The following is a 17,460-nucleotide window of genomic DNA, read 5'->3' on the forward strand; positions in this document are numbered from 1 at the left end:
GAGCACACCGAGTAAAAAGGGACTCCAGAAAGGAGGTGTTCCAGCCGCACCTTCCGGTACGGCTACCTTGTTACGACTTAGCCCCAGTTACCGGTATTACCCTAGATCGGCCCTCGCGGTTCCGAGCTTCAGGTACTCCCGGCTTCCATGGCTTGACGGGCGGTGTGTACAAGGCCCGGGAACGTATTCACCGCGCCATGGCTGATGCGCGATTACTAGCGAATCCAACTTCACGGGGTCGAGTTGCAGACCCCGATCCGAACTAAGACCGGTTTTAGAGATTGGCTCGCCGTTACCGGCTCGCGACCCTCTGTACCGGCCATTGTAACACGTGTGTCGCCCCGGGTGTAAGGGCCGTGCTGATTTGACGTCATCCCCGCCTTCCTCGCACCTTACGGTGGCAGTCTCGATAGAGGGCCCGGCTTGAACCGATGGCAACTATCGATAGGGGTTGCGCTCGTTATGGGACTTAACCCGACACCTCACGGCACGAGCTGACGACAACCATGCAGCACCTTGCAAGTGGTCCCGTGGGAAATAGGTGTTTCCACCTAATGCAACCTGCATTTAAACCCGGGTAAGGTTCCTCGCGTATCATCGAATTAAACCACATGTTCCTCCGCTTGTGCGGGCCCCCGTCAATTCCTTTGAGTTTCATCGTTGCCGACGTACTCCCCAGGTGGCTCACTTTTACTTTCGCTCGACCCCGGACCGTCTATCGCCCAGGGCCAGTGAGCATCGTTTACGGCGTGGACTACCAGGGTATCTAATCCTGTTCGCTACCCACGCTCTCGAGCATCAGCGTCAGTTACAGCCTGGTCAGCTGCCTTCGCTGTCGGGGTTCCAGGTGATATCTATGCATTTCACCGCTACTTCACCTGTTCCGCCAACCTCGTCTGCACTCTAGCCCGGCAGTTTCAACGGCGTGCTACAGTTTAGCTGCAGTCTTTTACCGCTGACTTGTCGGGCCGCCTACGCTCCCTTTAAACCCAATGAATCCGGATAACGCTCGCATCCCCCGTGTTACCGCGGCTGCTGGCACGGAGTTAGCCGATGCTTATTCGTGAAGTACTGGCAGGCGGGGACGCGTCCCCGAGGTTCTTCCTTCACAAAAGAGGTTTACAGGCCATGGACCCGTCATCCCTCACGCGACTTGGCTGGTTCAGGCTCTCGCCCATTGACCAATATTCCTCACTGCTGCCTCCCGTAGGAGTCTGGTCCGTGTCTCAGTACCAGTGTGGGGGACCTTCCTCTCAGAACCCCTAGACATCGTCGGCTTGGGGGGCCGTTACCCCCCCAACTACCTAATGTCCCGCGTGCCCATCCGTCACCACCTCGGTTTTAACAACAAAGGAATGCTCCTCCACTGTTTCATGGGGTGTTAGTCCGCGTTTCCACGGGTTATCCCCCGGTGACGGGCAGGTTGCACACGTGTTACGCACCCGTGCGCCGGTCGCCGGCAGAGTGTTGCCACTCCCCGCTGCCCCTCGACTTGCATGTGTTAAGCCTGTCGCTAGCGTTCATCCTGAGCCAGGATCAAACTCTTCATGATAATAAAAATCTTTACTTTTTTTGTTCTTCCTGTCCCGGTTTAATTCGCGCGCTAATGACAACGTGTGTCATCAAAAGCGCCGCTCGCTTTTTGTCACTTCAATATCTTTAAGAACTCGTCTGCTTATTTAGCTCCCATCCCCTCGATCTTCCCGCGGGAAGCGGGTGCAAAAGTAGGGCTTAATTTTCAACTTCCAAATTTTTCCTCCACTTTTTTAAAAGTTTTTTTTCAACTCTCCATGCTCTCCCCGCCGGAAAAATCATCCACCATTCACCTCCTCATGACTACTCCACCTCCCACCATTCCTTTCTAACGTCATGAACTCTTTCTCTCTCGAAAGCGGGTGCAAAGATAAAAAATGAATCTATCCCTTTCCAAATTTTTACGCCTTATTTTTTCAAAAAAAATAACGAAATCACTATTCCGTCTATCTCTCAACGACTTTTGGGCAAAGACAACAACAGTAAATTGCAAATTCTCGAATCACGAAATCGTCTAACCACTAAATCTCCCGCTCCCGTCATCTTCTTATCCCCGGTTTTCACAATTGTTTTAAAGCTAATTTGATCAACTCCTCCACACTGCTCACACTTCCGGTAGCACATATTTTATCCAACGTCTTTACCACCTGCGCACGTGCAAAACCGAGCATCACCAAAGCCGCTAAAGCCTCCTCTTTCATCGTATTGGACAATACTCCCATATTTTCCAATACCACACCCTCCTTACCTACTTTATCCTTTAACTCGATAATTACCCTTTGAGCCGTTTTTATACCTATTCCCTTCACACTCTTAATCGCATTTACATTTTCGGTTACGATAGCCCCGGTAATCTCTTCCACACTCATAGAGCTCAACATGACATTTGCCGTATTCGCCCCAATCCCCGAAACTGATATCAAAGAACGAAACAAACTCCGCTCCTCTTTGGTGAAAAAACCATAAAACAGATGTACATCTTCCCGTATAACTTGATGAATATAAAGCAAAACCTCCCGTTCCGAAGCGATCTTAGAATAAGTATTCAACGATACATGAATATTATATCCGATTCCTCCACATTCGACAACCACATAGGCAGGGGTAGCCTCTATCAGTATTCCTTTAATATATTCGTACATAATAAACCTGAATTAAAATACCCTTAAGGACGGAATCCGATGATTTCCCGAACTTCCTTTATCGTCTTCTCCGCACTCGTTCTTGCTTTTTCAGCTCCCATAGCCGCAATCTTATCCAAATAAACCGGATCGGCCGAGTATTCCAGAATCCGCTCTCGGATGGGGGTACAAAATTGAATAATATCTTCGGCTAACTGCTTTTTCATATCCCCGTAACGAATCTCGCAAGCATTATACTTATCATTGAAATAAGCATAAGTATCTTTGTCGGAAACCACTTCCATCAAAGTAAATAAATTTTGTATCACCTCAGGCTTTATGCTATTAGGTTCAGTCGGCCCGCTATCGGTTACCGCTTTCATCACTTTTTTACGAATTGTAGCGGCATCATCGATCAAGTATATGGCGTTACCCTCGGATTTACCCATTTTCCCCGAACCATCCAAACCGGGAATCTTCACCGCTTCCTTGGAAAAGGTAAATGAAGCCGGTTCCGGAAAAAACTCCCGGCCATACATCGTATTGAATCTCCGGGCAAATTTACGAGCCATCTCCATATTCTGCTCCTGATCTTTACCAACCGGTACTTTATGTGCTTTATGAATAATAATATCAGCGGCCATAAGCGTCGGATACGTCAATAATCCGGCATTTACGTTATCAGGCTGTTTCCGGGCTTTTTCCTTAAATGTTGTCGTACGCTCCAATTCACCCAAATAAGCATTCATATTCAGGAAAAGGTATAGTTCCAAAATCTCCTTCACGTCACTCTGAACATAGATCGCCGATTTTTCCGGATCTATGCCACAAGCTAAGTATTCGGCTAAAATCTTTCGGACACTTCCCATGATATCGTCCGGACGAGGATGCGTAGTCAACGAATGCCAATCGGCAATAAAAAAGAAACAATTATATTCATTCTGCATCTGAATAAAACTCTTTACCGCACCGAAATAGTTTCCTAAATGCAAATTACCCGTAGGTCTAATTCCGCTTACTACTGTTTCCATCGTTAAAAATTTTCAATGTTTACGAATGACAAAGATATATTTTTATTCCTTTTAGAACAATATAATCGGTTGCTCTTCCTCCCAATACCGAATTTCAAAACTATTTTTCTACGAAAAAACGAAGAAAAAGTTACGTTCAAATCCTTCATTTTAAGCTTGAATACTGACCTTTCCAGCACATGCACCAGCTCATTTCATACAACTTACTGATTGTCAAAATAAAAAATATTGAAAAAAAAAGATGTTCTTATGTTGTTTTTTCCTACATTTGAAACGAAAACTCAAATTTAAACTTTAATTTAACATGGAAGGATACGAAAAAAATGAAGGTATGGAAATGAATGATCGGGAAGAGATCTATTCAAAACCAGTGAGAGCAGGGAAAAGGACCTATTTTTTCGATGTAAAAGCTACTCGTAATAATGATTATTATTTAACGATTACCGAGAGTAAGAAAAAATTTGACAAAGAAGGTAATCAAAACTACGAGAAACATAAAATTTTCTTGTATAAAGAGGATTTTGAAAAATTTGCAGAAGGCCTGGATGAGGCTGTAGCATATATCAAAGCGGCTCTGAACGGTGAGTTGCCGGAATCTCATCAAGACAGAAGCAATGATTTCGATGACATTGATTTCGACGATTTATCAAAATAAAAAAAGAGGCTTAAGCCTCTTTTTTTATGGTAACAATCCATATGGTATTTTAGCCAAACCTTCAGCCAGTTGATTTATTCCTTTTTCCAGCTTTCCTTTCAGCATCATTTTCATCACGACATTCAAATCCGCCTCAAAAGTGATCCGCATACGGGTGTCGTAAGGTCCATTCTCCAACAATTGAATCCACATACTAAAATCAAAAGGAACACGTCCGTCTCCTCCCAATTTTATGAGTTTAGGCTCTTCCCGTTCCACTATTTTCATTCCCATCTCCCCCACACCTTTGATTATGAAAGAACAACTATCCTCCGTCGTACGAATATCTTCAATTTTATCCGAAATAGAAGCCATCTGTTCCCCTCCCATCTGGCGGGCCATATTAATAATGGTCCCTATCCGATTGAAGTCGGAAAGAAAATTATAAACCTTATCTATTGTACATTCAATTTTCTGAACATCGCTTACAACCTTCGTAGACATAAACAATATTTATTTATAGGTTTCAGGACTCAATCTCCACTCTTTCAATTTTTCAACCTCATTCGAATGAACATAACCCGTTCTCACGGCTAAATCGATCATCGCCCCATAATTACTCAATGTATCCAAAGCACAATGAGCAGCAGCAAAATTATCTTCCGCTTTCTGAAAACCGTATGTAAAAATAGCTGTCAATCCCAGCACGTTACAACCGGCGTTCCGTAAAGCTTCCACGGCTTGCAAGCTGGAACCGCCTGTTGAAATCAAGTCCTCAACCACTACTACCTTCTGTCCGGGCTTACAGTCCCCTTCAATCAAATTCTCCAATCCATGATTTTTAGCCGAAGACCTGACATACACAAACGGTAAGCCTAACTCCTGAGCAACTAATGCTCCTTGTGCTATCGCTCCGGTAGCAACACCGGCAATGACCTCCACTTGAGGATATTTACTCCGAATTAATTCGACGAACTGATCCCTGATATAGGTACGTACTGCCGGAAAAGATAAAGTCTTACGGTTATCACAGTAAATCGGCGATTTCCAGCCGGAAGCCCAGGTAAAAGGGTCAGAAGGTTGCAATTTAATAGCTTTTATTTGCAATAAATGAGAAGCTACCTGCTCAGCTACACTATTCATATTACACTTTATTTAATAGTTATTCATTCTCTTTCGGCGTGCAAAGGTACGAAGTATTTTTTAAAGCGCTCTCTACGACCCGTAGAATTTCAGGATATTCTTTTTCCAGTTTTCCTGAACCGCACAACTCCACAATTTCCCGTAATCCGGGAATAATAGAATCGATAAAATGTTGTTTCCTTTCGTGTATACCCCTCAAACCGAAAGCCCCCATAGCCTGCAAAAGACGTATCAACACGAAATGATAATAAGCCTTACGAAATATCTTCGCCCGCTCTTTACTATAAGTAGATAATCGCCGGATATAATAATCCAGCAATTCATTTTTTTGCTCTTCCGGCATCTTCACCACGGCATCATACAATAAAGAAGCCACATCATAATGCAATGCTCCCTGACGTCCACCCTGGTAATCGATAAAATAAACATCATCATCCGACACCATGATATTTCGTGACTGGAAATCCCGGAACATAAAACAATCGGCTGCCACTACCGCCAAATGCTTTGTCAACCGGTCAAAATCATTCTCCAGTTTTTCCTCGTCCGCCTCCACTCCGGCCAACCGTAAAAAGCAATATTTAAAATAATTCAAATCCCAACGAATACAACGCTCATCAAAAACAGGACGAGGTAAACAAGCCGAATAATCCAATCCTCTCCCCCCTATCCATTGAAAACGCAATAATTCAGACAAGGACTTTCTATACAATTCCATCGTGTGTTCGCTCAATCCCTTTTCCTTCCGTTCCCGCTCCACGATATCCAACAGCATATCCGTTCCGAGATCTTCCTGTAAATAGAATTTTCCGTCTTCCGACACCCGATATATTTCAGGTACATGCAATCCCTTTTCTTTAAAATTCCGGGAAAATTCAACGAACAACCGGTTTTCCCTCAAGTTTTCATGATACACGCCGATACAGGAAAACCTCTCGTCTTTCATACGATAATATTTTCTTGCAGAACCGGATAAAGGCAAGGCCTCCATGCTCTTTACCGCATGTCCCGCGTACGATTTAAAAAGAGATTCCAACTGTTCTTCCATAAACTTTATTCGTTATTACTCCCCGCTTTACTTCTACGGTAATCCAAACACAGGTTACGCCGCTTACCGATAATATACCTCCCCAAAATTAAAACATCGACCGACAACAAAGCGCATATCCTTTTCATTCTCCGGTATGAATGCAAAAGTAAAGCAAATCGCCCATAATCCAAAGCCTTCCCATCCAAAATAAAAATCCTGCCAATCATCACATTAGCAGGATTTGTGCCCAAGACAAGACTCGAACTTGCACAGCCGAACGGCCACTACCACCTCAAAGTAGCGTGTATACCAATTTCACCACTTGGGCATTTAACGCTGCAAAGATATTTTTTTTCTCCAAAAAAAAGAAAGATATCCCCCAAAAAATGCGCGAGAATCCGAGCCGAACCCCAAAATATACCTTATATCTCACTTCACCTCGCACCAAACGGTTTTTGCCACACAATGCGTCTTTTCACGAGTTTCATTCATCACCCGGTGAAAAATAACGGTTTCGCCTTCCTTCTCCGCAACCCGTTGTTGGCAAGAATATATCTCACTATCAGGCATAATCTCATGCTCGTACACGATCTCTAACTCTCTTAATTCGTGATTTTTCAAAAAATCAAAAGGCAACGAATTGGTCACCCATCCGACATAAGTAGCCTGCGTCACATGCTTATTAAAGTCAATATTATCATAAGTAGCCACGAAATGGCGTCCCGATTCGTACTCGGAAGGAACTTCTTTGGTGTTCAAATCAAAACCAAGTTTTCTTTCAAGGCCTTCACAAGATCTAGCCGCTTCAATTACCACTTCCGGCAAACGCACGGGACGACGGCGAGCCAGATCGATAACCATCCATTCCGAGGTCGCCCTTAACAAGACCTCACCTTCCGTCGTCATCATTTGAAAATCCCGAAGAGCAAACAGACGATCGATTCCGGAAGGCCAAGTCTCCAAAATAACGGTATCATCTTTCTGCGGCATACGCGACACCACTATATGCAATTTATGTAACATCCAGGTCAACCCCCGAGCATTCAGAGTCCCCACATCAAATTTCAACAACAACGTCTGCTCGTTAGCAATATCATTAAACAAATCACATAACGTTTTCACGAAAAGCCTCTCCCTCAAATCGGTGTAATGCGTGCAAATCTTTATCTCGTCAGTATGCTTCAACATTTTATATAACTTTGGTTTACTAATTACAAATCAGATACACATGTTCAGGATCTCAGATTATATTGACCTCCGGTTCTAACCAAATACCAAATTTCAAAAAAACTGATTTTTTTATCTCGTTAGCCAAATGGGCCACTTCAACTCCATTGGCCTCTCCTTTATTTATCAATACCAACGCTTGCTTATCATGAACCCCGGCGTTTCCGATACCCTTCCCTTTCCATCCGGCAGCCTCAATCAGCCAGCCCGCAGCCACCTTTACCCGCTCTTCATCCACGGGATACAAGGGAAGTTGCGGGTAACTTTTCGAAAGAGTATCCGACAGCTCCTTAGGCACCACGGGATTTTTAAAAAAACTTCCCGCGTTGGGCCATACCTTCACATCGGGTAATTTAGTATTACGAACGCGTATCACAGCCTGTCGTACATTTGCTAACGATACCCCGCCCAATCGATCGACCTCCTCCCGGATGCTCCCGTAATTCAAATTAAAACGAGGTCGCTTGGAGAGACAAAAAGTAACATACGTAATGATAAACCGATTTTTCCATTCATGTTTAAAAATGGAATCCCGGTATCCGAAACGACATTGATCGGCATGGAAGCCAACAACCTTCCCCGTCTGCAGGTCAATTGCCCGTACCCCGGATATAACCTCTTTCACCTCGACTCCATAAGCCCCTATATTCTGAACCGGAGTAGCCCCGACATGCCCGGGAATCAACGACAAATTTTCTATCCCGTAATACCCGCGTTCAACCGTCCAAGCCACAAAATCATCCCACACGACGCCGCTTCCGACCTGAACGATTACCTCATGTTCATCTTCCCGCAGTATAGTATATCCCTCCATTAGCGGATAAAAAACAACTCCCGGAAAATCCGTCGTAAACAAAAAATTACTTCCGCCGCCTAAAATGATAATTTCTTCCGGGTTCAACTCGTAATCCGTTACAAACTCTGAAAGCTCTTTTTCCCGATCACTTTCCACGAAATACTTACAGGTCGCATCCATGCTAAACGTATTGTGCGCTTTCAAATTATAATTCTCCCGAACTCTTATCATCTATTTTTCATTTAAATTTATTATCAGCAATACGGCAAAGGTAAAACATATCACAAATAATTCATTAATTTTGTCTGTTTAATCTACACTTGTATGATGCAATTACCAACTCTTTTCAGCGAACGCATGAGTCAAATTCTCGGACAAGAAGCGTCGGATTTTTTCGAAGCATTAAATAACGCGTCTCCTGTTTCCATTCGATTGAATCCTCACAAACAAACGCCCCTGCCCCCCTTCCAAAACCTGTTCGACACCCCGGTTCCCTGGTGTAACAATGCATTTTACCTGAAAGAGAGACCCCTGTTTACTTTAGACCCGTTTTTACACGGGGGAGTTTATTACGTGCAAGAAGCCTCTTCCATGTTTCTCCAAACAGTCCTTCAACAAATTACGGGCCATATTCCATGGAGGGTTTTGGATTTATGTGCCGCCCCCGGAGGAAAATCCACCCTGTTAGCCGCAAGACTTCCCCAGGGTTCCTTATTGGTTTCAAATGAAGTCATTAAATCCAGAGCCGTAATCCTAAAAGAAAACATGATCAAATGGGGTAACGACCATACGGTTATTACCCAAAGCGATCCGCAACAATTTTCCTCTTTCACCGGAGCCTTCGATCTTATTCTGGTAGATGCCCCCTGTTCGGGCGAAGGTATGTTTCGGAAAGACCCTAAAGCCATCGAAGAGTGGAGCGAAAACAACTTACGTCTATGCGAAGAAAGGCAAAAACGGATTCTATCGGACATCTGGAACGCCTTAGCTCCCGGAGGATATCTGATTTACAGCACATGTACCTATAATCCGGGAGAAAATGAGAAAATATTAGAATGGCTTTTAACCCATTACGATGCCACCTCCATCGAGATACGACATCCCTTCGAAGAGATCACGAAAGCAAAATCTTCTGCCCACGGCTATCGTTTTTATCCCCATCACACGCGAGGAGAAGGATTTTTTATAGGCGTAATGCAAAAAAACAACGGGGAAAGATTCCAAATCAAAAAAGAAAAACGGAACAATAAAAACAAAGAGATCGGCCTGCCCAAAGAATTCAACATCTACCTGCGGAACCCCGATCTTTACTATGCCTATCAGAAAGGAGACACGATAGGGATTATCCCCCGGGAACATGCTGATTTTATTCAACAATTATCCTCTAAAGTCGACCTATTGTACAAAGGGTGCGAATTAGGCGAAGTCATAAAAGGAAAAAACAAACCGACACATGCTTTGGCCCTATCTCCCGTTCTGGCGAAAAATAATATACGGATACAAGAGGTAGATTTACAGACAGCGATTCGATACCTGAAAAAAGAAGAGCTGCGGTTCGAGGCTCCTCAAGGAGAATGGATCCTGATATCCTACCTCTCTACCCCCTTAGGATGGGTAAAAGAAGTAGGAAACCGAATCAACAATTATTACCCTAAAGAATGGAGAATCCGAAATTTCTGATTAACGATCCTGCTCCACGGAACAATAACGTTTAATAATATTGTAAGAGTCCGTAATTCCCAATTCACCCGCTTTACTGAGATCAGCATTGGCCTGAGCTTTATTCCCCTTGTAAATATACAACAACCCTCTATTGTAATAGGCTTCGGCAATATCTTTATCCTTTTCCAATAATCGGGTATACAAATCGATAGCCTCATCCACTTTCCCGCTCTTCGCGTAAACGTTAGCAATATTAAACATCGCGAATACGAAATCGGGATCGATCTCCAAACATTTGTTGTAATCATCTAATACCGTGGAATAATCGACAACCCGCACGACCTTTTTATCCTCCCCTACGACCCGGGAGGTTTTCTCTTCCACGGACTCGATGTAATCGTACATCTTCATCCGGGCTCCGGCCAAATTTAACCGGGCAAACAAATGATTCGGATCTCGTACCAAAATCGCCTTGAAATCCTCTATCGCATCGGTATATCTTCCGAGTTCCAAGTAAAAACCTCCCCTTAACAAAAGGGCTTCTATATCATCTTTATCCCGTCCTATCCTCTCCGACAAAACTCGTATCTGATTATCTAAAAATTCTGACGGGAAATGAAACTTTTTATCGGATATAGTCAATGCCGGATTATAATTATGAGACTGATTATAAGTCATAATATGCTTATTGAAATACTGGACCTTACCTTTCCTCAAGGTATCTATATCCAGGTATTGTACCAGAAATACATCCTGCAATCTTATAATCACCTCCTTATCCTGCAAACGACCGTTGATGACATCTTTTATCCTGTCCGTACGGGAGTTGATGTCTATCAGTCTTCTGAAATTCTCCGTCGTATCGACCAAAGCATTCCGATCTCCGTCTTTCATCTTTTTATAACGATCCAAAATCTCTGCCGCCTTGTACTGATCCTTCTCGGCCTCCGCGTAATCGTGTTTCCGTGAACTTACCATGGAACGAGCTTGATAAGCTTTTACAAAATCGGGATAAAGCGAAATACTCTCCGTAAAGTCATAATAAGCGCCGTCTAAATCCTTTATCTCCATTTTCAACAATCCCCGGTTAAAATAGATCAGAATATTATCCGGATTCATCTTCAACACCTGATCGAAATCTTCAATAGCGCGGTTGTAATCCCCCACCTCTGCCCGTAACAAAGCCCGATTATAGTACGCGTAGGCATAAGTACTATCGATCTGAATCACGGTGGTATAATCATCCAACGTCTCTTTGTATTTTTTCATTTCATACCAAGCGTAGGCCCGACTCATCAATATTCTCTTATTTTGGGGATTTATCTTCAATGCCTGATTGTAATCTTCTATGGCATCATGATATTTCTTCTGCTGAAATTTCAAATATCCCCTCAACCCGTACGCTTCATCGGAAAACATATTCAATCGGATTGCGGCATTACAATCCGCGATAGCTCCGGTCACATCCTCGAGCTTATCCCGCATGATCGCCCGGTTCAAATAAGCGGCCAACAGTTTATTGTCAATAATCAAAGCTTTCGAATAATCTTTTTCCGCCCCTTTATAATCTCCCATATCAGCCTTTGTTATGGCTCTATTGGCATACACGTATGCATCTCCTGGATTTATAGAAACAGCCGTATTGTAATCCTCCAGAGCCTGCTCGTATCTTCTCAGGTTATGCCAGGCTATACCTCTGTACATAAAAGCATGAAAATAATTCGGATTCAGGTCTATCGCCTTCGTGTAATCCTGAATGGCCCCTTCGTAATCTTCCAGGTTCAGCTTAGCCAACCCCCGGAAAAAATAAGGCTCGGACAAATAAGGCTTTACCCGTATAATATTATTGAAATTTTCAATGGCACTCACGTAATCGTCAAAATAAATAGCACTTTGCCCCATACGCATCATATTTGTCGTATTCCATTGAGCAAATAGGCTCAATCCCCACCAACAAAAAAATATAAGGAAGACAATCTTTTTCATTTTTCTGCTCCTGTTGTCTATTATTTCATGCCTTAAAGGTAATAAAAAAAAGGGAAGCACAAAGCCTCCCTTTTTCTTTATGATTAAAATCCTACGATTAATAATCGTTTCTCTTATCTTCCTTAACATCGGGAATAAATTTCCAAGTAGCAGCATAAACACGAACGCCATATTCATCCGTACCACTACCGCCGGTCGTATAGTATCCGTAACCGCCCACGGCAAACCCTACACCCATGGTCACATTAGCCGCATAATAAGAAAGGTCTTCCATCTGATGCCATTGATCGCGGTTATGATTGTATCTCCAAACTGTTCTCGGAGCTGTTCCTCCCATTCCCGTAGCCACATAAGCATAAGGTTGTCCGTCTTTTCCCTTATCGGAAATAAACGTGATAGCATAAGCACGAGGAATACGATCGTAATCCTTATCCTGTTTTACATCCGGCTTATTCGTCAAAGCACCCATCGGAGTCCATGTTTCCGTTGTGAAATCAAATTTACTCATATCGCGCAAAACACCCGCACCATCCGTACCTAAACAAACATAAGCATAACCTCCTACAACGAAAGCAGACGCACCGTAGCGTTTATCTCCGATAAATCCACTTTTCCCGTCCAAAATCTTCCATTGTTGCCCGGCACCGGCCTTCGGATCGAATTTATAAAAATCTTTGTAGATGAGATCCTGATTATTTTCACGATTACGACCCGTACCCACATAACCGTATTTGTCATTAGCAAAGGCAACGGCATCGCGACATTTAACAGGTAAATTATCTATTTGACTCCAAGCTCCTTTCCCTCCGTCAGCAACCGGATCAAACTCCCAAAAATCATCATAATATTTAAGTGTCGTGGTATTCGTATTCGATCTGTAACCAGAACCCACATATGCTTTATTCCCGATAACAAAAGCAACGGCAGCATGACGGGCCTCTCCCGGGAAATCGTTAATCCTCGTCCATGAACCACTCGTGTAATCGAATTTCCAAAAATCCTGATACTCCGCATCATTATTACCGTATCCTAATCCCACGTATGCGACATCGTTAATTACAAAAGAAACAGCTCCCAAACGATCGGAACCCGCGAACTGAGAAGCCTTTGCCCAGTCACCCAAATGGTCGTCATCTGATCCACAGGATGCAAAGAAAAAACCTAAAATAGCTAGAACTAAAAAATTAAATGTTCTCATACTTATTTATTTACCTATTTGTTTATTGTTATTTTCTAACTTTTCTATATTATACTTCTATCTTTTCTACCCAAAAAGGATAGGCAAAACTACACATTTTATCCACAAATCCAATAAAAAAACAGGTGAAATATATCTTGTTATTCTTTTTTACACTTTATTCCGATAAAATACAATCGCTCCTTTCGGTTTTTTAGAAAATAGTTATACCTTCGCATTCTGTTAATTCAAAATAAAACTACAACATGAGAATATTCTTTCTGATAGGCTTTTTCTTTATTGTATTGTATGCTTGTGACAATGATTTAAATACCATCGGGGAAAATCTGATTCCGAATACCGGCTACGTGGAAGTGCGAAAATATAATATAGACAAAACTTCCACCATACGTTTGGACTCTTTTCCCACTTCCAGTCTTTCCTACATGATCATGGGATCGATAAAAGACGATTTCACGGGCAGAACGACAGCGACACCTTATTTCCATCTGGTTAAAACGGGATATGAAAAAAACCTGAATTTTGAGAGGGAATATGTTTACGACTCCTTGACCCTGCATTTCAAATACAATCAAGTCATTGCCGGAGATACGAGTCAACACCAGACCTATTATCTATACAGGCTAACAGAATTTCCTGAATTTGATTACCTTAATCCTTTTTTCTATAACATGGATTCACTTCCCCGGGCAAGCGAACCTATCTCCACTTTAAAAATTTATCCGCAAAAGGAGTATCTGTCGAGAGCTTATTTTAAAGTAGACGATGAATTGGGGAAAAAACTCTTTGACCTTATGCGGGCAAGAGATACCGTCTTTAGCAATGGACTGGATTTCTTACGCTACTTCAAAGGCCTATCCATTGTTCCCGATAAAGATAACAGCAACCTGATATCCATTGACGCCACTTCGGCCAACCTGTATTTACGTTGTTACTATCATTTCGGAGAGACCAAATACTGGTTTGATATTCCGACAATAGGGTCATCCGGCAGTTATTACAATTTTACCAATTACAAAAACGATCCTCCGCAAGAATTGGCCCATGTAACCCAAACCGACTCTTTGCAGTATGTAAAAGGCGGATTGGGGGTAGTCCAAGGACTGAACGGATACATGCTGAAGCTCAATTTGCCTTTTATCAAAAATATCGATTCCTATCGCACCATCGTCAGGGCCGAAATAGAATTAAAACCCTATTTCAACGTCTATTCCAAGGTACCGGATGCCAAACAATTGGGAGTGTTCGTGTCTGACCGGGAAAACGGGTTAAAAGGGATTCTGTTGAACGGAAGCGGACAACAGGTTTATGGATACTTATACCAAAATTCGACGAACGTAAACGATCGGAAATATACCATAGACATCACGGATTACTATAACAGTCTGGTAAGCGGAGTTCCTCCTATCGATCAAAACATCCATCTATTGTTAGGATTACCCGGTACGTTGCGTTCGCAAGATAAAATAAACTTAATGGAAGGAAATATCAGCAGCTCATTTAATCGTGTAGTACTGGAAGAAGTTCCGGTTTTACGGCTCTATTATACACAATATAAATGATAAAGCAGTTATCAAATATGAATTTTATGAGAAAAATAGTTTTTAGTATCGTCATATTCCTTTGTTCAATCAGCGCATTCGGTCAAAACAATTCTGGTACTCCGTATTCCAAATACGGCTTAGGCCTTTTTCCCGATAATTACGGTCCTTACACGGCCATGGGCGGCGTGTCCGTTGCCATGCGGGACAATTACAATATCAACTTTATGAATCCGGCTTCTTATACGGCTTTGGATACGCTCCGTTTCTATTTTCAATTGGGGGTCAGCGGAGAATACGTTGATATTTCAACAAACAAGGAACATTCCAAATATCAAGTCGCTCAAAATGCCTCTATAAACATGGCTTTCAGACTATACAAAAAATTATTCATGTCTTTCGGTTTCAATGAAAAAAGCGATATCGGATACGATATTTTGTATAACAACGAAGTAATCGGCGATCCGAGCATGCGTTTTCTTCAACACATAGAGGGAGAAGGAGGTTTAAACGAAGCCTATCTCGGTTTGGCTTATCAATTCGGAAAGCTCTCCATCGGAGTAAACTCCTCTCTGATATTCGGTAAATTAGAAGAACGTCAGACTTTACAAATATTACCTGTCGGTAGTGGATATTATCTAAAAACCCGAACCCAAACCAATGTTTTCGATGCACTATTCACGATGGGAGCCCAACTGCCGTTACAATTAAACAAAAATTCAAATCTGACCTTAGGAACCAGTTTCAATTTCGGAACCAATTTCCATGGGAAAAAAACATTTGAAGCCTATAAAATCAGTATGGCAACCGGAGCTCAAACTCCCATCAACGACGAAAAATGGGAAGACGGGAATATTCATTATCCTTTCAAAATGATTATCGGTACAACTTACGAATATAAAAAACGATGGTTGATTTCCGGAGACTATACGTTTCAAAACATGTCTCAATATCAAGAATTTGGCGGAGAAAGAGTGTATAAAAATTACCATAAAGCTGCATTAGGGGGATATTTCCAACCGGATGCAACCGGACGTTATTGGTGGCAACGTAACAAATATATGGCTGGTACGTATTTTACAAGGTCCCATATAGATTTGAACGATCATTCCATCAATACTTATGGGATCACGGTCGGATCTCAGATTCCGGTTCGACTTCGGACACAAGAGTTAATGTTAGGCGTTGCCTTCGATTTCGGTATGAGAGGGACCCGTTCTGACAATTTAATTCTGGAGAAATATGCTAAAGTAAGAATTAATATTGCTTTCAAGGAGATATGGTTCATGAAAAGCAAAATTAATTAGTAATTAAAAAGTTTATATTGAAAAACCCAAAACATGAGAAAAATTTTATTCACTTTTGCAGCAGCAGGTTTAGCGCTTGTAGCATGTAATAACCAAAGCGGTTATACGGTAACCGGAAACATAGAAGGTCTGAAAGAGGGTAAGGCCTATATGGTAAACGTAGACAACGGAAAGGTAGATACCTTAGCCTCTTCCGACATCAAAAATGGTAATTTCACATTCAAAGGCAACGTCAAAGGGATAACCGCCGCATTTATAACGGTGCAAGGTCAAAGAGGCGGATTACCCATTTTTCTGGAAAATGAAAAGTTCACGGTAAAAATAAATCCGATGAACCCCATGGAAACCAGTGTAAAAGGTGGAGCCGCCCAAAAACTAAACAATGAATTCAACGACATTCAATTAGGAATATACAAGCAACAACAGGTACTGAATCAAAGCTACATGCAAGCTCAACAAGCTCAGGACCAGGCCAAGGCTGACTCTATTGCCAACGTATACAACCAATTGGTTGAAAAGGCGATGGCAAAAGAAGATTCTTTGATCAAAGCAAACCCCGACTCCTACGTATCGGCACATATGGTCGCCGCCATGATGGGAGAAATGGAGTTAGAGGCATTAAAAGGGAAATACGCGTTACTGGGAGAAAACGCCAAAGCAACGATTCCCGGACAAAAAATCGCCCAACACATTGCCCGCCAAGAGAGCGTTGCCATAGGACAAATAGCCCCGAATTTCACACTCGACACTCCGGAAGGGGGAACCATTTCCTTATACGACATCAAAGGGAAAGTTAAATTAATCGATTTCTGGGCATCCTGGTGCGGACCCTGTCGGCAAGAAAATCCTCATGTGGTTGCTCTTTACAAAGAGTTCCATCCGAAAGGTCTCGAGATCATCGGTGTATCTTTGGATAATGACAAAGCGAACTGGGAAAAAGCGATCCAAGACGACGGTTTGACCTGGTACCAAGGTTCCGATCTGAAAGGTTGGCAATCGGCCGTAGCGCAATTATACGGAGTAACGGCAATACCTCATACCGTATTGTTGGATGCAAACAATAAAATTGTAGCCAAAAACCTAAGAGGCAACGAATTAAAAGCAAAAATAGCCGAAATGCTAAAATAATTGTTTTTAACAATCATTAAAAAAGAAGAGGGTAAAAATAAGTTTATACCCTCTTCTTTTTTGCTACTTTTGTTTCATGCAGGAAAACAGAAAAAAGGTTCCTGCCGGTAACGATAATCGGTA

Annotated in this window: 15 protein-coding genes, 1 tRNA gene and 1 rRNA gene; 5 read left to right on the forward strand and 12 right to left on the reverse strand. The window is 42.5% G+C overall.

What is annotated here, in order from left to right; genetic code table 11:
• Nucleotides 1–28: 28 nt before the first annotated feature.
• The 3 genes from BN3283_RS09960 to trpS form a co-directional block, all read right to left on the reverse strand.
• Nucleotides 29–1,552 (reverse strand): 16S ribosomal RNA (locus BN3283_RS09960).
• Between the two features lie 541 nt (nt 1,553–2,093).
• On the reverse strand, nt 2,094–2,675 hold the full coding sequence (gene ruvA / locus BN3283_RS09965; protein ID WP_041502939.1) for a Holliday junction branch migration protein RuvA: 582 nt from the start codon (nt 2,673–2,675) through the stop codon (nt 2,094–2,096).
• Between the two features lie 23 nt (nt 2,676–2,698).
• Nucleotides 2,699–3,685 (reverse strand): tryptophan--tRNA ligase, encoded by a 987-nt coding sequence (gene trpS, locus BN3283_RS09970; RefSeq protein WP_041502938.1) that lies wholly within the window; start codon nt 3,683–3,685, stop codon nt 2,699–2,701.
• Between the two features lie 304 nt (nt 3,686–3,989).
• Between trpS and BN3283_RS09975 the strand changes: the two genes are divergently transcribed.
• Nucleotides 3,990–4,340 carry a DUF3276 family protein gene (locus BN3283_RS09975; RefSeq protein WP_041502937.1) on the forward strand — a complete coding sequence of 117 codons (351 nt, stop codon included), beginning with the start codon at nt 3,990–3,992 and terminating at the stop codon, nt 4,338–4,340.
• Between the two features lie 24 nt (nt 4,341–4,364).
• On the opposite strand, the gene BN3283_RS09980 is transcribed toward BN3283_RS09975, so the two are convergent.
• The 7 genes from BN3283_RS09980 to murB all read right to left on the reverse strand — a co-directional run bounded on the left by BN3283_RS09980 (nt 4,365) and on the right by murB (nt 8,743).
• Nucleotides 4,365–4,823: an SRPBCC family protein gene (locus BN3283_RS09980; RefSeq protein ID WP_059026555.1), complete on the reverse strand. Its 459-nt coding sequence runs from the start codon at nt 4,821–4,823 to the stop codon at nt 4,365–4,367.
• A 9-nt stretch (nt 4,824–4,832) separates the two neighbouring features.
• The gene (gene pyrE / locus BN3283_RS09985; protein WP_041502935.1) at nt 4,833–5,462 is read right to left on the reverse strand and encodes an orotate phosphoribosyltransferase; all 630 of its coding nucleotides are present in this window, start codon (nt 5,460–5,462) and stop codon (nt 4,833–4,835) included.
• Nucleotides 5,463–5,481: 19 nt separating this feature from the next.
• Nucleotides 5,482–6,510 (reverse strand): aminoglycoside phosphotransferase family protein, encoded by a 1,029-nt coding sequence (locus tag BN3283_RS09990; RefSeq protein WP_052634493.1) that lies wholly within the window; start codon nt 6,508–6,510, stop codon nt 5,482–5,484.
• Between the two features lie 5 nt (nt 6,511–6,515).
• Nucleotides 6,516–6,719, reverse strand: a complete 204-nt coding sequence (locus tag BN3283_RS09995; protein ID WP_059026556.1) for a hypothetical protein — start codon at nt 6,717–6,719, stop codon at nt 6,516–6,518.
• A 17-nt stretch (nt 6,720–6,736) separates the two neighbouring features.
• Nucleotides 6,737–6,820 (reverse strand) — tRNA-Leu (locus tag BN3283_RS10000).
• 101 nt (nt 6,821–6,921) lie between these two features.
• The gene (locus BN3283_RS10005; RefSeq protein WP_059026557.1) at nt 6,922–7,680 is read right to left on the reverse strand and encodes an acyl-[acyl-carrier-protein] thioesterase; all 759 of its coding nucleotides are present in this window, start codon (nt 7,678–7,680) and stop codon (nt 6,922–6,924) included.
• A 52-nt stretch (nt 7,681–7,732) separates the two neighbouring features.
• Nucleotides 7,733–8,743, reverse strand: a complete 1,011-nt coding sequence (gene murB, locus BN3283_RS10010) for a UDP-N-acetylmuramate dehydrogenase (protein WP_059027234.1) — start codon at nt 8,741–8,743, stop codon at nt 7,733–7,735.
• Nucleotides 8,744–8,839: 96 nt separating this feature from the next.
• Here murB and BN3283_RS10015 point away from each other — a divergent pair, with 96 nt between their 5' ends.
• Nucleotides 8,840–10,195: a methyltransferase RsmF C-terminal domain-like protein gene (locus BN3283_RS10015; RefSeq protein WP_059026558.1), complete on the forward strand. Its 1,356-nt coding sequence runs from the start codon at nt 8,840–8,842 to the stop codon at nt 10,193–10,195.
• Here BN3283_RS10015 and BN3283_RS10020 read toward each other — a convergent pair whose 3' ends face one another.
• Both BN3283_RS10020 and BN3283_RS10025 read right to left on the reverse strand, forming a co-directional pair.
• Nucleotides 10,196–12,163: a tetratricopeptide repeat protein gene (locus BN3283_RS10020; RefSeq protein WP_059027235.1), complete on the reverse strand. Its 1,968-nt coding sequence runs from the start codon at nt 12,161–12,163 to the stop codon at nt 10,196–10,198. It lies immediately after the preceding gene.
• A 97-nt stretch (nt 12,164–12,260) separates the two neighbouring features.
• Complete coding sequence (locus BN3283_RS10025; protein ID WP_052634489.1) at nt 12,261–13,361, reverse strand: Kelch repeat-containing protein; 1,101 nt, start codon at nt 13,359–13,361, stop codon at nt 12,261–12,263.
• A 245-nt stretch (nt 13,362–13,606) separates the two neighbouring features.
• Between BN3283_RS10025 and BN3283_RS10030 the strand changes: the two genes are divergently transcribed.
• From BN3283_RS10030 to BN3283_RS10040, 3 genes are read left to right on the forward strand one after another with little or no spacing between them, the layout of a single operon-like run.
• Complete coding sequence (locus BN3283_RS10030) at nt 13,607–14,923, forward strand: DUF4270 family protein (RefSeq protein ID WP_059026559.1); 1,317 nt, start codon at nt 13,607–13,609, stop codon at nt 14,921–14,923.
• A gap of 26 nt (nt 14,924–14,949) precedes the next feature.
• Complete coding sequence (gene bamG, locus BN3283_RS10035; protein ID WP_052634501.1) at nt 14,950–16,209, forward strand: BamG family beta-barrel-assembly machinery protein; 1,260 nt, start codon at nt 14,950–14,952, stop codon at nt 16,207–16,209.
• Nucleotides 16,210–16,242: 33 nt separating this feature from the next.
• Nucleotides 16,243–17,337, forward strand: coding sequence for a TlpA disulfide reductase family protein (locus BN3283_RS10040; RefSeq protein ID WP_059026560.1), 1,095 nt, complete (start codon nt 16,243–16,245; stop codon nt 17,335–17,337).
• Nucleotides 17,338–17,460: the final 123 nt, after the last annotated feature.

The sequence above is a fragment of the Gabonibacter massiliensis genome, assembly GCA_001487125.1.
GTDB classification, from domain to species: domain Bacteria; phylum Bacteroidota; class Bacteroidia; order Bacteroidales; family Marinifilaceae; genus Gabonibacter; species Gabonibacter massiliensis.

Excerpts from the sequence above, each read along its gene's own strand:
- trpS (WP_041502938.1), bottom strand. The coding sequence starts at position 3,685 with ATGGAAACAGTAGTAAGCGGAATTAGACCTACGGGTAATTTGCATTTA.
- BN3283_RS09980 (WP_059026555.1), bottom strand. The coding sequence starts at position 4,823 with ATGTCTACGAAGGTTGTAAGCGATGTTCAGAAAATTGAATGTACAATA.
- bamG (WP_052634501.1), top strand. The coding sequence starts at position 14,950 with ATGAGAAAAATAGTTTTTAGTATCGTCATATTCCTTTGTTCAATCAGC.
- BN3283_RS09990 (WP_052634493.1), bottom strand. The coding sequence starts at position 6,510 with ATGGAAGAACAGTTGGAATCTCTTTTTAAATCGTACGCGGGACATGCG.
- BN3283_RS09975 (WP_041502937.1), top strand. The coding sequence starts at position 3,990 with ATGGAAGGATACGAAAAAAATGAAGGTATGGAAATGAATGATCGGGAA.
- BN3283_RS10015 (WP_059026558.1), top strand. The coding sequence starts at position 8,840 with ATGATGCAATTACCAACTCTTTTCAGCGAACGCATGAGTCAAATTCTC.
- BN3283_RS10030 (WP_059026559.1), top strand. The coding sequence starts at position 13,607 with ATGAGAATATTCTTTCTGATAGGCTTTTTCTTTATTGTATTGTATGCT.
- BN3283_RS10025 (WP_052634489.1), bottom strand. The coding sequence starts at position 13,361 with ATGAGAACATTTAATTTTTTAGTTCTAGCTATTTTAGGTTTTTTCTTT.
- BN3283_RS09995 (WP_059026556.1), bottom strand. The coding sequence starts at position 6,719 with ATGATTGGCAGGATTTTTATTTTGGATGGGAAGGCTTTGGATTATGGG.
- BN3283_RS10005 (WP_059026557.1), bottom strand. The coding sequence starts at position 7,680 with ATGTTGAAGCATACTGACGAGATAAAGATTTGCACGCATTACACCGAT.
- BN3283_RS10020 (WP_059027235.1), bottom strand. The coding sequence starts at position 12,163 with ATGAAAAAGATTGTCTTCCTTATATTTTTTTGTTGGTGGGGATTGAGC.
- BN3283_RS10040 (WP_059026560.1), top strand. The coding sequence starts at position 16,243 with ATGAGAAAAATTTTATTCACTTTTGCAGCAGCAGGTTTAGCGCTTGTA.
- ruvA (WP_041502939.1), bottom strand. The coding sequence starts at position 2,675 with ATGTACGAATATATTAAAGGAATACTGATAGAGGCTACCCCTGCCTAT.
- pyrE (WP_041502935.1), bottom strand. The coding sequence starts at position 5,462 with ATGAATAGTGTAGCTGAGCAGGTAGCTTCTCATTTATTGCAAATAAAA.